The organism is Thermofilum pendens Hrk 5, assembly GCF_000015225.1.
GTDB lineage: Archaea > Thermoproteota > Thermoprotei > Thermofilales > Thermofilaceae > Thermofilum > Thermofilum pendens.
Genome location: NC_008698.1, coordinates 958,254 through 973,359 on the forward strand (window position 1 = coordinate 958,254; position 15,106 = coordinate 973,359).

Consider the following 15,106-nt stretch of genomic DNA (forward strand, 5'->3'; position numbering starts at 1 on the left):
CGCTACTCTTCCCAGTATTTCCTCGTCCTCGTGTAGTTAGCCTCGGCTACGAGGATGTTCCTCGCAAGGGTCTCCGGGTCCGTCCCCTTCGAAAGGATGCTCTTGGCTGTGGTAGGCCCTATCCCGTGGCCGGCTAGCACGAAGACCGCTGGGTAGCCGTAGGAGAGTACCAGCGAGGCGGACTGCCTGACTTTCTCCACGAACTTCTTCTCCTCGGGGGAGAGCTTCCCACCCTTCCGCCACTTCTCCAGCACCGGGAGCTTTTCCTCCTCGTACGGCCTAAGCACCGCTAAGGCCCTCGAGCCGCACTTGGGGCAGGAGGGGTACGCCTTCGCCTCCACCACCCTCATCGTGGCGTGCCAGTTGCCGCAGTGGACGCAGTAGAGTAGCACGTGGGTGTTCTCAATCCTCTTCACGACCGCGCTGACCATGCTGGAAACGGGGAGCTCGGAGGCCAGCGCGCCGGCCTTTACGACGGGCTTCTCGAATATAAGCTGGGCCAGCGGGCTCAGCTCGGGGAGCCTCTTGAACACGAGGGGTCTCCTGCCCTCCGAGACCTCCCTGACGAACTCCTCGACAGCCTCCAGGTCGAAGTACTCGAAGAGGCAGGTCCTCAACGCCTCCCTGTCCAGGGGTGTTCCCCTCATCCTCTTCCTCAGGCTTGACATCAGCCCCGGCTCCGGCTTAGACTTCTTCACGTCGACTACCCCCATCTTGGAGGCTACGTGCGAAAACGCTAGCGCGTACGAGTTGCTCTCTCTGACCACCTCCTCTAGGTTCCTGAGCGACCACTCGAGCCCGCTCCTCAGGCTCTCCAGCACCCTCTGGTCCGGTACCTCGTACTCGGTGACCACTAGGACCCTGTAGGGGTCTGCGAAGTACCTCGCTGAGGACCCCGTGTACCCCCGCACAGCGTGTGCGAGTAGGAGCGCGAGCAGGTTGTTGCCCTTCGTGCCCAGGTAGGAGTGCAGGGTTATAGCTGTCTTGCCCTTGTAGCTGGCGACCTCCGCGACGGCGTTGCGGTCGCTGGGCACTACGCCCAGTAGCCTCTTCTCCTCCTCGATTATCCTTACGAGCTTCTCGAAGGCTTTCTCGGGTATCGCGTACTCCTTCCTCAGCTTCTCGAGCTCCTCGGGGTTGCCGAGGCTTTCCCCGATCCTCCTGTAGAGGGAGCCCACCTCCCTCGCTACCTTCGCGTCCACGGGTAGGGTCATGCCGGTCCAGATGGGCGGCTCCCCGAACTCCTCCACGTTCTCGACTACGTAGACCTTGTTGGCATCCACGTCTACCTCCTCCACCGTCCAGGCTTTCCCGCCGAGTATTATCACCCTGCCCTTGTCGACCAGGGACGCGAACGCGTAGTCCAGCGCGCCTATAGTCCTCCTAGACGCCATGTCGACGACGTCGAAGGATAGGGTCTCCGGGATCATGGAGGCGGAGCCGTAGTAGTAGGAGATAGTCCTCCTCCCCATCTTGACGCGCTCTCCGTCGAACCTAACGACGCCTAGGGAGTCGAGGAACTCGAGGAGTTGCTTCAGCTCGCCCAGGCTAAGGTCGCGGAACGGGGCGGAGCGCGTGACGACCTCGTGGACCGTGTACACGTCTAGGTCCCGGTACTCGAGCACGAGGCCCGCCACCTGGTGCGAGAGCACGTCGAGAGGCTTCTCGTGGAACCCCTGCTTCTCGAGCGCCCTCAGGTACACTCTGCGCGCGAGGACCGCGGACTCGACTGCGTCCTCCAGGTACAGCGGGACTATGACCCCGCGGGAGACCTCCGAGAGGCTGTGCCCAGCCCTGCCCACCCTTTGCGCCAGCTTTATTGCCTGCCTGGGCGACCCGAACTGCACTACGAGCCTCGCGTACCCTATGTCCACGCCGAGCTCTAGGCTCGACGTAGCGACGATCGCGTCTACCCTGCCGCTCTTGAAGAGCCGCTCAGCCTCCTCCCTCTCCTGGCGGGAGAGGCTCCCGTGGTGCACCCTCACGTTCAAGCCGTAGTCGCGGGCGAGAACCCTCCCGATGAACTCCGCTGTGTCGCGCGTATTGGTGAACACTATCACGCCGCCGCCCCTGCACAGCTCGGCGACGCGCTTAACCCTCCCGGCGAGATCTCCCTCCTCGTCGATGTCCTCTACTACCAGCTCGTAGGCTTTACGCTCGAACCACTCGACGACTGTCCCCACCCTCCCGCCTGAGAGTAGCCTGAGCGCCGCCTCAGGGTCCCTCAGCGTAGCCGAGAGCCCGACGACGCGGAGCCCCGGCGAGATAAGCCTAAGCCTCTCGAGCGCCAGCGATAGCTGCGCCCCCCTCTTGTCGTCGAGTAGCTCGTGCACCTCGTCCACTACGACCCACCGGGTATTCTTCAAGTGCTCCCTGTACCTCCCGTCCACCAGCAGGAACTGCGTAGTCTCCGGCGTGGTGATGAGCATGTGCGGAGGAGACTCGGCTATCCTCCTGCGAACCCTCTGCGGCGTATCCCCGTGCCTCACTTCCGCCTCGAAGCCCAGGGCGCGAAAAAGCTCCACCATCCTGTCGTATATGTCCCTGTTGAGAGCACGTAGAGGCGTGACGTAGAGCGCGTATATGGGCTTCCCACCCTTCTCGACGAGATCCCGGAGAACGGGCAGAACCGCCGCCTCCGTTTTCCCGGCACCCGTGGGGGCGGAGATGAGCATGTTGGGGTACACTCTGGAGAGCTCTAGCGACTTCACCTGCACGTAGTTCAGCTCCCTGTACCCAAACCTGGAGAGAGCCTCGAGGATCCTTCCGGGTAGTAGGTCCCCGAGCTCCTCCAACCTACGGGAGCCTCCCCGATCCCTCCCCTTGACAACTTCGCCAAGCATCGAACTCCCTTCTCCTTTCGCATGAACGCTAAAAAGGCTTTCAGCGCGCGTGTAGCTTGCAAGCTACCATGCAAGGCGCCCGCCCCCCTTTTGCGTTGCGCGCAAGTTTAATACCTTGAGCAGTGTAGTTTTAGCGTCGATGGACGAGATAGAGGAGTACGCTAGGAGGCTTGGAGGGCTGATACGCGAGAAGGGTAGGCTAACGGTAGACGAGATACTAGACTGGGGGCAGAGGGAGGGGCTCAACTCTCTCACTTTGTACATGGTCGTGGAGAGCCTCCTGGAGGACGCCTCCTTCAAGCCGAGCGGGGAAAGGAGGGTAATAGACTCCTACTTAAACCTGGAGCTCCCGGAGAAGGTTGAATACGTAGCCGCGAAGGCTGAGGAGAAAGCCGGGGAGGTCCCCGCGAAGGCTCCTCCGCGCCCCAGGGAGGAGAAGGGGAGGAAGCCCAAAAAGCAACCTCCACGCGTGAAGCCGTCGAGGGAGCGCTCCCTCCTGGAGTTCTTCGGGGAAGAGCGGGAGGAGCCCTCTCGGGAGGAGCCGGTCGAGCGGGGAGAAGAGGGCGGCGAGGAGCCTGAACGAAGGGAGGAGCCTGCCCCTGAACCCGCGGCGGAGCCCCGGGCGAGCGTCGGGGTTCAAGAGGTAGACTGTAGCGAGGTCTCGGACCTGCTGGGGAACGAGGCTTACGAGAGGGCTTTAAGGTACCTTTGCACGTACTGGAGCATCGGGCTCTTAAGGCTGATGGACGACCTGATTAGGATGGGGGTCAAGGAGCCGAGGAAGTTCCTGGCGGAGCTGGCGAAGAGGGGTCTCATAGAGGTGACGGAGCTGGAGGTCGTCAACGCGAAGGAGAAGCTCCTCAAGCTTTCCGAGTGCTTCGGCAAGGATAGAAGCACGCTTGTCGATCTACTACCTATCTAGGCTTCCTTCTTGTGGCTCTTCGCAACGGGAACGTAGATCGGTACTCGGCTATTCTTATCGTAGGCAACAACGACGCCGCGCGACTCCAGCTCTCTCAGCACTTTCTTAGCCCTGCTGAGCTTTAGAGAGAACTTCGAAGCCAGCACGTACGGCGTGACGTACTTGAGCCCCCTGATCTCCTTTATCACGTGCTCCAGCGATACCTCCGTAAGGTTGCCCGTAGAAGCTTCTAGCTTCATCTGGGGCTTCTTTCCTCCTTCCTCCTTTTTCTTCTCCTCCTTCGTTACCCTTTTCTCGAGCTGCGAGACCGTGGGCCTCTTCTTCCCTCCGCCCATTGCCTACACCCTCACAGTAAGCTCTAGCCTTCCTTAAAAAGCTTATCGCGCGCGGCGACGCTAGACGTCCGTGACTCCGTCCTCCGTTATCGCGAACGCTACCTCTTTCTCTGCGTGCTTCGGGCTGTCGATTATGCGGGCTATGCGCTTACCCTCCTTGGCTTTTCTAAGCCAGATCCTGTACGTGCACCCGTGCGCCATTATGTTTCCACCGGCGGGTTTCAGCGGGTTTCCGAAGAATATGTCGGGCGAAGCCATTACCTGATTTGTCACGACAACCGCTAGGTTGTAGAGGCTCGCGAGCCTGTGTAGCTGGCTTATATGCTTGTTGAGCTTCTGTTGCCTCGAGGCGAGGTTCTCTCTGCCCGGGTACTCAGCCCTGAAGTGGTTGATGAGGCTGTCGACTATGATTAGCCTGATGTTGTACTTTTCGATGTACTTCTTCGCCTCGTCTATTAGAAGCATCTGGTGGTCGCTGTTGTAGGCTCTCGCGTATATTATGTTTTCTAGTGTTTTTTCTGGGTCTAGGCCTCTGGCCCTTGCTATCTGTACTATTCTCTCGGGCCTGAACGTTCCCTCTGTGTCCACGTACAGTGCCCTGGCGTTGAGCCCTCCCTTATCCTTCGGCAGCTGGACCATCACGCTGAGCTGGTGGCATATCTGAGTCTTACCAGCACCAAACTCCCCGATAAACTCAGTAATACTACCAACCTCAATACCACCCTCAAGCAAATCATCAAGACTACGAACACCAGTACTGATGTACTCGATGTTCTTCCTCTTCTCGAACAGTGTCTTCGCGGTTATAAACTCCTCTCCCCTGTTCACCAGCCTCTGCGCAGACCTGATTATAGCCATGGCTCTTTCCTCGGAGCCGAGGACTAGCGCTAGCTCGTGGGCAGAGGCAAACGCGAGGTCTCGAACAGTGTAGAACCCGGCCGCCCTGAGCTTCTGGGCCGTTATCCTTCCAACGCCTTCAAGGTCCTCCAGCCTTATCTCTCCCTCGGGTACCTCCTCGGGCGGGGCCTCCGCCGCGGCCTCGCCGAGGATATCCTCTACTAGCTCGTCTACGTTTACTTCCTCCTCTACCTTTTCCTCCTTCTCCTCTACCTCCTCGGTTTTCGCGCGTTTAGGCATCTTCAAGCACTATGAGAACTTCGCGGACCCTCTATTTATACGTTACGATACAGTACACCGAAAGTAAAACTCCGAGCGGAAGGGCTATACGCACGAATAGCTTTTTAACCCTAGAGGCTGTATTCCGGCATATGACGGTTGAATACCTGGACTTGAGTTCGATCAGGGAGGGGCTGTGGGTAGTCCTAGACGCCCTTGTAGGGCTTTGGCGCAGAAAGGGTTACAGGGCGTCCCAAGCGGGCATTCTCTCCGGGATGGGCTTCGACCAGCTTGACCCCTACTTGATAGTGTACGGCTACATTTCCAGAGGCTTACTGGCGAAGCGTAGTAGTGCCTTCCAGCTTACAAGGGAGGGGCTCGAGGCCCTGACAATAGTATCCGACGTCGCCGAGACGATAAGGGAGGACGCCGAGTTCCCGGAGTTCGACGGGGGCAAACTGCTGGGGGCAGTCGTGTACGCGCTCTACGACTGGCAGAACAGCTACCCGGGCGCCGAGGAATACCTGAAGTACCTCGGGGAAGTCAGGGAGCGGGTAGCGAGGCTGAAGTCGGAGAACCCGAAAGCCTTCAAGCTCGTGGCGATGACTCTTCCCAGGCTGAAGTTCGACGAGGGATACACGGTTGAAAGGTTGCTAGACGCCGCCGAGAAGGTTGCATTGTCGCACGCGCACCCCTCCTAGGCACGCGGTGCCCAGAACTAATCGTAGAACATATGAAGGTGCGGTGCGCAGGAGAACGGGGGAGCCTTGAAGAGGCTTAGAACGCTTGAATACGAGGTATTAAAGGCGGCTGTGGTCGCCAGGAGGTACGTGGACATAGCTAGGAGCACGGGTACCTCGCCTTCCTACGCCGCCCGCGTACTGGCGCGCCTCGAAGAGAAGGGCTTCAGGGTGAGGGGAGGCTTCGACTACCGCGTCCTATCACTGCAGGAGACGTTCATACTGGCACCCTACTCGCCCTCCGTCTACGAGAAGGTAGTCCCGTTCGTAGTAGAGAAGGCTATTGTCGAGCCCTCCAAGAAGAGGAGGCTCATCGCGCTCCGCGTGCTCGTCCCCGTAGGCGCCGCGGAGGAGGTTCTCGACATACTGCAGCTCGAGCCGGAGGTCTTCTCGGAGGTAGAGCGCTTCACCTGGAACCCCTACGCCTCCCGCGCTACGCGCTTCGAAGCAGGCCTTTTATCCGTGGACCCCGAGGGGCTCTCGGAGCTAGTGGAGGGGGGCGCGTTCCACAGGCCGAGCCCAGCGGCGCAGCCGATCATTCCCGACGAGGTAGACTTGATGCTCGTAGCCGAGATTACGAGAAACCCCTTCCTCAAGCTGTCAAAGCTGTCCGCAGAGAGGGGTCTAAGCGGCCAGGTGCTCAGCTACCACTACGTGAAACACGTGAAGAACGCTAGGCTCGACAACGAAGTGCGCCTCGAAGCCCCCGGTGAAACCCCGGGAAAGCTCTTCGAGGTATACACGCCCCCTGGCTCCGAGGAGCGGGTAGCGTGGGCTCTCTCGAACCTCTACTACACGCGGGAAGCCCTGGCGGCGCCCGGCAGGGGCTCTGTCTACGCCTTCACGTACCCGCAACCCTCGGAGGAGGGGGCCCTCTTGGACCTCCTGCGCAGGCACCCCTTGGTGGAGGATTACGCGTTCAGGGGCTACGTGTACGCCGCGCGGGAATACACGGTACCCTTCGGGGGAGTAGTGGGGGAGGGTGGCTACGTCCTCGACGCGATGTACGAGGCTCTCTACTCCCGGAGCAGAAAAACCAATTTCATAGTTTACGAGATCTAGTAGGTACAGGGGTCTTCGCGCAACCCATCCCTGCACTTCAGCTCTTTAGCGAGCTCGCGTGCCAGCGAGTCCAGGTAGGCTGCCTCCATGGGGGCGAGTTTCAGGCGCGTAACCAGGTAGAAGATGGGGAAGAGCAGGGCTTCGCGTAACCCCCACCTGGCGAAGACGAACACGGCGAAGGGCTCCCACACGGCGAGGACGTAGCCTAAGGGAAGCCTGCAGAACGAGACTTCTTCGTGCACGCGCTCGAGGAGCTCGCAGGGGAACGAGTATCTATCCTTACCGCACCCCCTCCTCAGCGACTCGTAGACCCGCCTAGCCTCCTCCTCGGGCATCTCGCTCAAGGTCTCGAAGCGCTCGCGCTCGAAGCAGTCGTCAAGCCACTCCCAGAAAACGGAGGACCTCAAACCGTACTCGCCGAGCAACACCCACCTCATGGCCCGCCACCAGTAGTACTAGGCGCCTTATAACGAGGTCGCGGGAGGAATCCGGGAGAGCGCCTCGAGGGCGCGCGAGTGAAAACGGAACGGGAAGAAAAACGGGTTTTTAGGGGTGTTCAGCCTTCCTCCGCGATCTTGTTGAGCTCGCTCTGCACTATCGCCGGCATGACTATGGTGAACAGCCAGAACACGAGGAAGTAGAGCACTGCCGACTCCTTCTTCGTCACCTGCGCGAAGCCCTCGGCGTACTTGTAGAGCCAGTAAATGTTCGCTATGGGGATTATGATGAGCCAGCACGTCGGTATGCGCGCTCCGAGCGCGTTGAGCTCCCTCTTCGTCCAGACGAGCCAGAGGTAGAAGTAGACGCCGAACGTTAGAAAGATGAGCGCGTAGACCTTCAGCAGGCTCCTCTTCTCCGGCACTTTTTTCTGACCGGGGGTCGTTGCGCCCATACGGTTCAACACCTGCTCCGGGTCCGTATAAACCCACCGCTACGTCGCGCGCAACGCGTCGAGGGCTAGTGCCTCCCAGTCTTTTACCTCGACCTCGCCGGAGGGCGTCTTGAGGCGTACCGACGGCTTGGTTGCAAAGTTGAGCTCTACGAGTAAGCCGTAGAGCGCCGCCTGCACCCTTTCCGCGCGCTTAACCGTGTCGTAGCTCTTCACCTCGTAGACCGCGACCGGCCTAGCTTTAACGAAGCGCACTAGGTCGGCGACACCGACGAGCCAGCCGAAGCGGAAGCGCCAAGCCAGGGGGAGCGGCGTCCACGCCTCCTCGAGCTCTAACACCCAGTCGAGGTCGCCCCAGAGCCTGCTGTGGTACTCTAAGCCGTGCTCCCTGCCGAGCCCCCTGCCGGGCGCAAGCCTAGACGAGACGCGCGTCACCGCTACCCTAGGCTCCCCGGACACCAGCGCCCTCTCGAACCTCGCCAGGGCGCGGGACAGTAGCCTGTACTCCCTCAAGGCTTAAACGTCACCCAGACCGTCGTCCCTTATCTCGAACTGCGCCGTCGCCCCCTTGGGTAGCCTCGGCGAGTCGAGAACCTCGATCAGCCACGAGTCCCCCGCCTTCTTCATGAGGAACCTGTGGGTGGAGGCGTGGGCGATTATGTTGCCGCCCGCCGGTAGCTTCACGGCTACGCCCCAGTTGCTCGGGACCGAGACTACCTGGTTCGTGATTACGACTACTATGCTGTAGACCCTGGCGAGCCTCTTCAACCAGTCCAAGGCGTAGTTGATCCGTTGCTGCCTCATCGCGAGCCACTCGCGCCCCCTGAACTGGGCCCTGTACAGCGCGATCACAGAGTCTATCACTACGAGCTTCACGCCGCCCTTGAGCAACGGCTTCAACCCCTTTATGACGAGCTCCTCCAGCTCGTCGACGCTGATAGGCCTCGCCACGTAGACTCCCTCCAGCGCTCCCTCCACGCCGAACCTCTCGGCGATCCTCTCTATCCTCGACGGGCTAAACGTCCCCTCGGTGTCCACGTAGACAACCTTGCCGCCGAGACCGCCCCGGCTCGGCGGTAGCTGCGCTGTGACTGACAGCTGGTGGCAGAGCTGGGTCTTCCCGGACCCGTACTCCCCGGCGAACTCGTAGATCTCCTGGGTTACGAGGCCCCCCTCTAGCAGCTCGTCCAGCGCCTTAACGCCCGTGGTGAGGGACTCCCGCTGAGAGAGTTGCGAGGCGTACTCGTCGCCCCTCACCGCCCTTACCTCCCAGCCCGCCAGCCGCCTAGCGGTCCTCACGAGCCTGAGCGCTCTCTCGAAGTCTATGCCGGCGAGCTCCTCGAGCTCCTCCGGGTTGTAGAGCACGAGGTCCTCCACGGTCTCTATGCCGGCGCTCTTCAGCCTGGAGATCGTGACCCTCCCTATGCCCTCCTCCTTCCCCAGCTCCTCAATAGGGATAGGCATGGGGCTCACCGCACGGCTCGCCGTCCACGAAGCAAGCCCTCTCGGGGCCCTCTCGTATGCACGCGAACCTCCTGGCGTACCTCCAAAGCCCCTCCGTCTCCTCGTCACCGTACACTACGACGGGCACCCTGTAGACGCGGGCAACCCTCGAGAGTATGTCTAGCGCGTACAACACCCCCTCCCGGGCCCACCTGGTAAACCTCCTCGGCATATCCTCGACCACCACGGGCGCCCTCGCGCCGTCCAGCTCCCGGGGAAGGTCGAAGAGCAGGTACTCCAGGAACTCCTCGTCGAGGTACTCCGGGACGTAGGTACACCTCGGCACGGAGAGCGAGGCACCCCTCACGTGCGTTATGCCCGGTGGTAGCGAGTACCTGTTTCCGCAGAACTCGACCTCCACGGATAGGGGGCTGGAGAAGACGACGGTAGCCTCCGCCACCCTTGCCAGGTCCTCGGCTACCTCGCCGAATATCTCCTCCAGCTCTTCGCGCCGAAACACCTTCAAGTGCCTCCTCGAGAACGTCTCGCTACCCACGACTATCGTCTCGCTCATGCCGACACCCTCGGCCTAACCTTCTCCGCGAGAACCTTGAGCCAAGGATTATCCCTCGCGAAGCTCGGGAGCTCCGCGCCGGCAACTTCCGGCTCAGCCTCTTCTACGGGCTCCCCGGCGGGGCCCTCGCCGTACACAACCCTCTTCGCCATCTCTAGGTACCTGTACACCTCCAGCCCCTTGGGGCTGAGAGACACTATGCGTAGCCTGCCCTTCCGGCTTTCCCTGACGAGCCCGTACTTGGAGAGAAGGCTTATGACCTCCTTGGCCTTCTTCGTGTTCCTGGAGATCTCCGTGGCCAGAACCTCGGAGCTCCCTATCCTGTTGACCCACATAACTATGCGCGTGAATTCGTCCACGAGTATTCGCGGGAAAAACAAGTATAAATTCGTTTCCATGGAGTAAAACTAAGTTATACGAGAAGGCAAATATTCGCGCGTCTGTTTTGGGGCTCTGTGTCTGAAGGCTTAAGAGAGAGGGTGTTCTGCCCGAAGTGCGGCGACTACGTGAAGCCGAGGGTTGAGCGCTCGATAACGCCTACGGGGGAGCTGGTCATAGAGTACCACTGCCCCGTGCACGGGTTGCTCGAGACGGAGAAGAGGAGGATCTTCGGAGATAACAAGTCGAGGGTCGACGGGGGGCTCTACGTGGCTCTCGAAGGGATAGACGGGAGCGGGAAGACTACCCAGGCGGCGATGCTCTACGAAAAGCTCTCGGCGGAGGGGTTCCAGGTAGTGATAGTGCGGGAGCCCTGGGTTCCCGCGATAAAGGAGTTCCTCTACAAGCACGACCTAGACGTCGAGGCCGAGGTCTACCTCTTCGCCGCGGACAGAATAATCCTGCAGCGCGAAGTCGTGCTCCCATCGCTGAGAGCGGGAAAGATAGTGGTATCCGACAGGTCTGTCTTCGCGAGCCTAGCGTACCAGTCCTCGAGGGGCGCGGACCAGGACTTCATACTCGCGGTAAACAAGTCCGTGAGGTTCCCCGACGTGGTCGTACTGCTGGACCTACCCGTCGAGGAGGCTATGAAAAGGCTTTCCTCGCGCGTAGCGCAGACACGCTTCGAGGACCCAGGGTACATGGAGAAAGTCCGCGCGAAGTACCTCCAGCTCGCCGAGGAGTACCCCGAAAAGTTCATCGTAGTCGACGCCTCCAAGCCCCCGGAGGAGGTTAACCGCGAGATACTCAGGGAGATAGTAAGCATCGTGCGCTCAAGGATACGAAGCGAACCGGGAGAACGGTAGCGACGCACAAGGAGAAACGGAGAAGAGCGCACGTGAGGTTTTAAAGGGGGTTAAACGTTATACTAAGCGTGAAGAGGAGAGGCTTGTCCTCTGGGACTATAGCCGCCGTCCTCATATTAATGGCCCTAGCGTTCTACGCCGGGTACCAGTACGCCCAGAGAAGCCTGCCCACGGGCGTCGCCGTAGTTTCTCAGCCCCAATGCAGCATACGCGTGATAAACGACAGGGACTACTACCCAACGCTCCTAGACTACATCTCCCGCGCAAATAAGTCCATCTACATAGCTATGTTCCAGTTTAAGAGCGATACGGACGTAATCTCGAAGATCGTCGAGCTACTCATATCGAAGAACAAGAAGGGGGTGGACGTGAAGGTAGTCCTGGAGAACACGATAGACGAGAACGAGCTCACGTACAGGAGGCTACTGGACAACGGCGTAGCAGTAAAGTTCGACTCGAGGTCCGTCACCACGCACGCCAAGCTCGTAATCATCGACGGTAGGTACGTCTTCGTCGGTAGCCATAACTGGAGCTACATGGCGATGATGAGGAACCACGAGGCAAGCGTGCTCATCGACTGCCCTTCCATAGCCGAGCAGGAGACGCAGTATTTCATGAATATCTACAGGGGAGGATAGAGAGATGGATAAGGACAGGGTTGCAGGCGCAGTCCTGCTCGCCGTGGCCGCCAGCCTAGGGTCTCTCTACGCGTACCTACTGTTCCTCGCCCAGCAGGAAGTACAGGTGCTCGTCATGAAGCTCACGGCGCTCTTCGTCGTGGAGACGTTCTTCCTCGTTGTGGCGTGGGTAGGGCTCACGCTGCTGACGTCTCCACCCGAGGCGAAGGTGAGGGAGATAGAGAGGAGGCTCGAGGAGGAGTACAGGAAGCTCAGGGAGCAGGGCTACCCGTTCCCGTGGTGACCCCGTTGGAGAACCGCCTCGGGAAGATCCCCCTAGCCGCGCTGCGGGAGCTTCTGCTCGGCGCTGGCGCCGGGCTCGAGCTGGACGCGAACCCCCTAACGGGAGACCTGCTCGTAACGACGAACCCGGCGATAGGCGTCCCGGAGGAGTGGCTCGGCTTCTTCGCCTACCACTACTCCGCATCCAACCTGGCTGTTAGCTTTGCGCGCCCGGAGCTAGCCGTGCTCAGCGCGGTGTTCCCGGAGGGCTACCCCGGCGAGGCGGTGGAGCGCGTACTGAGGTCTTTCGTCGAGGAGTGCAGGAAGTACGGGACCAGGCTCGTGGGAGGGCACACCGCCAGGTACAGGGGGCTGGAGCTACCCCTCCTATCCTCGACCATGGTGGGCAGAGCCGGGAGGCGTAGGGAAAAGCCGGCGGGCGGCGACAGGGTAGTCATCGTCGGCGAGGTGGGCGCCGAGGCGGCGTGGCTCGCGGGCGGAGACGTAGACCCCTCGACCCTCACCCCGCTCCCCGCCGCCCTCGCACTACAGGAAGAACCATCCATCAAGCTCATGCACGACGTCTCCGAGGGAGGGGTCATCGGCGCCCTTCTAGAGGTAGCCCAGAGGTACGGTGTAGCGCTGGAGGTCTCGTCGAGGGACGTAAAGGTGTTCGAAGGGCTCCCGCGAGGGGTGGAGCCTCTCTCGGCGCCGAGTTACGGAGCGATAATCGCTGTTACCGGCGACGCGGAAAGCCTGCTGAGCGCATGCGAGGAGAAAGGCCTCACGTGTAGCAACGCGGGAGTAGTGGCTGGGCCCGGCAACCCCCTGGTGGTAGTCGACGGGAGAGAGTACGCGGAGCCCCCCGTGAGCCCCCTCGTGTACCTTTACGGCGCGGAGAGAAGGTCGCCCGAGGAGGCAGCCGTCGCCCTGGCCGCCGAGGAGCTCGTAAGGATCTCCAGGCTGCTAGACGTGATACCGGAGGTCGGCGCTAACATCGCCTACGCGCCTGGCCCCGTCAGGAGCCCTAGAGACGTCCTAGCGCTCGACGGCAGGATAGTCAAGACGACGGAGGGGGCTAGGCTGTGCGGGAAGCCGCGCTACGGGGCATCGAGGCACCTCGCCGAGGTCCTCGCATCCGCCAGGGAGGCCGGCATGCCTTACAGCGCCGCGGTAAACCTCAAGTACTCCGAAGACCTCCTCGAAAAACTGAAGTCCATAGGCCTCCCGGTGTGCGACGCGACGCCCTACGAGGCCTCGTGCCCAGTCTCGGAGGCAATAAGGTCCGGGTGTAGGGCGCAGGTCTACTTCTACGCCGGTAAGCCGGGGCTCGAAGCATCGATAGTCTTACTAGCACGCGACCCCCTAGAAGCCATAGAAATACTGAGGAAAGTCGTCGAGCAGAAACGCTAGCCGGGTGCTTTTCCGGAAAGCTCGGCCCTGCTTTGCTTTTTTGCTTGCATAGAGTTTATAGGCATGTGCCCGGTGGTTGTAGCGAAATGATGAGGCGATTGCCCCCCGGTGAACGTGTGAGCCGGATTACCGCGTGCTGATTCTGCGCGCTGGGCGAAAAGCTAAAGAACCTCGGGGAGCCACCTATACCCATGGTCAAGCTACTATTCCAGGAAGACAGCTACCTGAAGGAGTTCGACGCGGTTGTCACGCGGGTCTCGGGGAACAAGGTTTTTCTCGACCAGACGGCGTTCCACCCTGGTCCCTCCGGGGGCCTCGACACGGACAAGGGGTGGCTCGTGCTGCCGACGGGCGACAGGGTCGAGGTTGTCCAGGCCTTGGAGGAGGGGGGCGACGTCGCCCACGTGCTAGCCCGCGCGGTGAACCTGAAGCCGGGGGACAGGGTGCGCGGAGTCATAGACTGGGAGAGGAGGTACAGGATGATGAAGCTCCACACGGCGTCTCACGTGCTTGCAGCCGTGCTGTACAAGAAGTACGGCGCGCTCGTAACAGGTGGACACATACAGCCCGAGGAGGCGAAGGACGACTTCGACCTCTCCGGCGTCGAGGACTGGAAGGCAGCCTTTCAGCAGGCAGTCGAGGAGACAAACAGAATCATCGGTGGCTGCCTAGAGGTAAAGGTGTACTGGCTGAGCAGGGATGAGGCCCTGAAGATCCCAGGCATAGTGAAGCTCGCCGGCAGGTTGCCCCCAGAGGTGGAGAAGCTCCGCATAGTGGAGATACCCGGCGTCGACGTACAGGCAGACGGCGGACCGCACGTGAAGAATACCTGCGAGATAGGCGGGATAGTCCTGAAGAAGCTCGAGAGCAAGGGGGCGAAGAGGAAGAGGATCTACTACTCGCTCAAGGAGTAGGTGCTCGCGCGGAGATGTCGCGCTATGCGCGGGCGGGGGATCCTGGAGCTTTTCAGCGAGGTAGCCGGGCAGTACGACTCCTGGTACGACTCGCCCGCGGGGAGAGTAGTCCTCGAAGTCGAAGCATCCATGCTCGACGAGGTGCTACCGAGCGGTATAGGCGTTGACGTCGGCGCCGGTACATGCCGCTTCGCGCCCTTTCTCTCCAGGGGGAGGGAGATAGTGTGCCTGGAGCCTGCTTACGGAATGCTCGTCTACGGATACGCTAGGGGGAGGTGCGAGCACCCCCTCTGCGCGACCTCGGAGAACGCCCCGCTAAGACCCTCCTTCGACTTCGCGTACATGGTCACTGTGCTCGAATTCCTGGAGGACCCGGCTCTCTCCCTGACGCGCATATGGGAGGCCTTGAAGAGCGGGGGCTTGCTGGCGGTTCTCTACGTTGAGCGCGACAGCAAGTGGGGGAAGCTGTACTCGGAGCTCGCAGAGAAGGGCGCAGACCCCGTGCTAGCGAGAGCTAGGTTCTACAGCCAGCCCGAAGTCGACAAGCTACTCTCGGCGGCGGGCTTCGAGGTAAGGGAGCACCTCAAGTCGCTCGACTACGAGCCCCTCACGGTCCCCGCGGAGAAGCCCAGGGTCTACAGGGAGAGTTGCGCCGACTGCGGCGTAACTTTGACCGTAGCCGTGAAAAAGTAATAACCGCGAAGGACGCGCC

Annotated in this window: 18 protein-coding genes; 9 read left to right on the forward strand and 9 right to left on the reverse strand. The window is 60.9% G+C overall.

All coding sequences use genetic code 11. The annotated features are described in order from the left end of the window. Positions 1 to 2 precede the first annotated feature (2 nt). The gene (locus TPEN_RS05230; protein WP_011752679.1) at positions 3 to 2,843 is read right to left on the reverse strand and encodes a DEAD/DEAH box helicase; all 2,841 of its coding nucleotides are present in this window, start codon (positions 2,841 to 2,843) and stop codon (positions 3 to 5) included. 115 nt (positions 2,844 to 2,958) lie between these two features. Here TPEN_RS05230 and TPEN_RS05235 point away from each other — a divergent pair, with 115 nt between their 5' ends. Beyond that, positions 2,959 to 3,765: a PolB1-binding protein PBP2 family protein gene (locus TPEN_RS05235; RefSeq protein ID WP_148677966.1), complete on the forward strand. Its 807-nt coding sequence runs from the start codon at positions 2,959 to 2,961 to the stop codon at positions 3,763 to 3,765. Here TPEN_RS05235 and TPEN_RS05240 read toward each other — a convergent pair. Beyond that, entirely contained in the window at positions 3,762 to 4,100 is a 339-nt protein-coding gene (locus TPEN_RS05240) for a 30S ribosomal protein S25e (RefSeq protein WP_011752681.1), read from the reverse strand. The two genes, TPEN_RS05235 and TPEN_RS05240, sit on opposite strands and share 4 nt — an antisense overlap. 60 nt (positions 4,101 to 4,160) lie before the next feature. Next, positions 4,161 to 5,237 (reverse strand): DNA repair and recombination protein RadA, encoded by a 1,077-nt coding sequence (gene radA, locus TPEN_RS05245; RefSeq protein ID WP_011752682.1) that lies wholly within the window; start codon positions 5,235 to 5,237, stop codon positions 4,161 to 4,163. A 131-nt stretch (positions 5,238 to 5,368) separates the two neighbouring features. Here radA (TPEN_RS05245) and TPEN_RS05250 point away from each other — a divergent pair, with 131 nt between their 5' ends. Next, positions 5,369 to 5,917, forward strand: coding sequence for a hypothetical protein (locus tag TPEN_RS05250; protein WP_052885181.1), 549 nt, complete (start codon positions 5,369 to 5,371; stop codon positions 5,915 to 5,917). Between the two features lie 66 nt (positions 5,918 to 5,983). Next, positions 5,984 to 7,018, forward strand: a complete 1,035-nt coding sequence (locus TPEN_RS05255) for a hypothetical protein (protein WP_011752684.1) — start codon at positions 5,984 to 5,986, stop codon at positions 7,016 to 7,018. Here the strand turns inward: TPEN_RS05255 and TPEN_RS05260 are convergent. From TPEN_RS05260 to TPEN_RS05285, 6 genes are all read right to left on the reverse strand, one after another. Further along, complete coding sequence (locus tag TPEN_RS05260) at positions 7,015 to 7,455, reverse strand: hypothetical protein (protein WP_011752685.1); 441 nt, start codon at positions 7,453 to 7,455, stop codon at positions 7,015 to 7,017. The two genes, TPEN_RS05255 and TPEN_RS05260, sit on opposite strands and share 4 nt — an antisense overlap. A 119-nt stretch (positions 7,456 to 7,574) precedes the next feature. Continuing rightward, positions 7,575 to 7,910: a DUF4234 domain-containing protein gene (locus TPEN_RS05265; protein ID WP_011752686.1), complete on the reverse strand. Its 336-nt coding sequence runs from the start codon at positions 7,908 to 7,910 to the stop codon at positions 7,575 to 7,577. A 39-nt stretch (positions 7,911 to 7,949) separates the two neighbouring features. After that, positions 7,950 to 8,420, reverse strand: coding sequence for a hypothetical protein (locus TPEN_RS05270; protein WP_011752687.1), 471 nt, complete (start codon positions 8,418 to 8,420; stop codon positions 7,950 to 7,952). A gap of 3 nt (positions 8,421 to 8,423) precedes the next feature. After that, a complete protein-coding gene (gene radA, locus TPEN_RS05275) occupies positions 8,424 to 9,371 on the reverse strand; it encodes a DNA repair and recombination protein RadA (RefSeq protein WP_011752688.1) in 948 nt (315 codons plus the stop codon). After that, on the reverse strand, positions 9,355 to 9,924 hold the full coding sequence (locus tag TPEN_RS05280; protein ID WP_011752689.1) for a hypothetical protein: 570 nt from the start codon (positions 9,922 to 9,924) through the stop codon (positions 9,355 to 9,357). Before TPEN_RS05280 ends, radA (TPEN_RS05275) begins: the two co-directional genes overlap by 17 nt. Beyond that, positions 9,921 to 10,283, reverse strand: a complete 363-nt coding sequence (locus tag TPEN_RS05285) for a hypothetical protein (protein ID WP_052885182.1) — start codon at positions 10,281 to 10,283, stop codon at positions 9,921 to 9,923. The genes TPEN_RS05280 and TPEN_RS05285 overlap by 4 nt, the downstream gene beginning before the upstream one ends. Positions 10,284 to 10,379: 96 nt before the next feature. Here TPEN_RS05285 and tmk point away from each other — a divergent pair, with 96 nt between their 5' ends. From tmk to TPEN_RS05315, 6 genes are all read left to right on the forward strand, one after another. Beyond that, on the forward strand, positions 10,380 to 11,168 hold the full coding sequence (tmk, locus tag TPEN_RS05290; protein WP_052885183.1) for a dTMP kinase: 789 nt from the start codon (positions 10,380 to 10,382) through the stop codon (positions 11,166 to 11,168). 68 nt (positions 11,169 to 11,236) lie between these two features. Further along, positions 11,237 to 11,806, forward strand: a complete 570-nt coding sequence (locus TPEN_RS05295; RefSeq protein ID WP_052885184.1) for a phospholipase D-like domain-containing protein — start codon at positions 11,237 to 11,239, stop codon at positions 11,804 to 11,806. A gap of 4 nt (positions 11,807 to 11,810) precedes the next feature. Next, positions 11,811 to 12,089 carry a hypothetical protein gene (locus tag TPEN_RS05300; protein WP_011752693.1) on the forward strand — a complete coding sequence of 93 codons (279 nt, stop codon included), beginning with the start codon at positions 11,811 to 11,813 and terminating at the stop codon, positions 12,087 to 12,089. A gap of 5 nt (positions 12,090 to 12,094) precedes the next feature. Beyond that, positions 12,095 to 13,480, forward strand: coding sequence for a thiamine-phosphate synthase family protein (locus TPEN_RS05305; protein ID WP_187146312.1), 1,386 nt, complete (start codon positions 12,095 to 12,097; stop codon positions 13,478 to 13,480). A gap of 191 nt (positions 13,481 to 13,671) precedes the next feature. Then, positions 13,672 to 14,394, forward strand: a complete 723-nt coding sequence (gene alaXM / locus TPEN_RS05310) for an alanyl-tRNA editing protein AlaXM (protein WP_011752695.1) — start codon at positions 13,672 to 13,674, stop codon at positions 14,392 to 14,394. Positions 14,395 to 14,418: 24 nt separating this feature from the next. Next, positions 14,419 to 15,087 carry a class I SAM-dependent methyltransferase gene (locus TPEN_RS05315; protein WP_011752696.1) on the forward strand — a complete coding sequence of 223 codons (669 nt, stop codon included), beginning with the start codon at positions 14,419 to 14,421 and terminating at the stop codon, positions 15,085 to 15,087. Positions 15,088 to 15,106: the final 19 nt, after the last annotated feature.

Bases quoted from the DNA above. Each gene is read 5' to 3' on its own strand.
- TPEN_RS05230 (WP_011752679.1), bottom strand. From the start codon at position 2,843: ATGCTTGGCGAAGTTGTCAAGGGGAGGGATCGGGGAGGCTCCCGTAGG.
- TPEN_RS05240 (WP_011752681.1), bottom strand. From the start codon at position 4,100: ATGGGCGGAGGGAAGAAGAGGCCCACGGTCTCGCAGCTCGAGAAAAGG.
- radA (WP_011752682.1), bottom strand. From the start codon at position 5,237: ATGCCTAAACGCGCGAAAACCGAGGAGGTAGAGGAGAAGGAGGAAAAG.
- TPEN_RS05250 (WP_052885181.1), top strand. From the start codon at position 5,369: ATGACGGTTGAATACCTGGACTTGAGTTCGATCAGGGAGGGGCTGTGG.
- TPEN_RS05260 (WP_011752685.1), bottom strand. From the start codon at position 7,455: ATGAGGTGGGTGTTGCTCGGCGAGTACGGTTTGAGGTCCTCCGTTTTC.
- TPEN_RS05265 (WP_011752686.1), bottom strand. From the start codon at position 7,910: ATGGGCGCAACGACCCCCGGTCAGAAAAAAGTGCCGGAGAAGAGGAGC.
- radA (WP_011752688.1), bottom strand. From the start codon at position 9,371: ATGCCTATCCCTATTGAGGAGCTGGGGAAGGAGGAGGGCATAGGGAGG.
- TPEN_RS05280 (WP_011752689.1), bottom strand. From the start codon at position 9,924: ATGAGCGAGACGATAGTCGTGGGTAGCGAGACGTTCTCGAGGAGGCAC.
- TPEN_RS05300 (WP_011752693.1), top strand. From the start codon at position 11,811: ATGGATAAGGACAGGGTTGCAGGCGCAGTCCTGCTCGCCGTGGCCGCC.
- alaXM (WP_011752695.1), top strand. From the start codon at position 13,672: ATGGTCAAGCTACTATTCCAGGAAGACAGCTACCTGAAGGAGTTCGAC.
- TPEN_RS05315 (WP_011752696.1), top strand. From the start codon at position 14,419: ATGCGCGGGCGGGGGATCCTGGAGCTTTTCAGCGAGGTAGCCGGGCAG.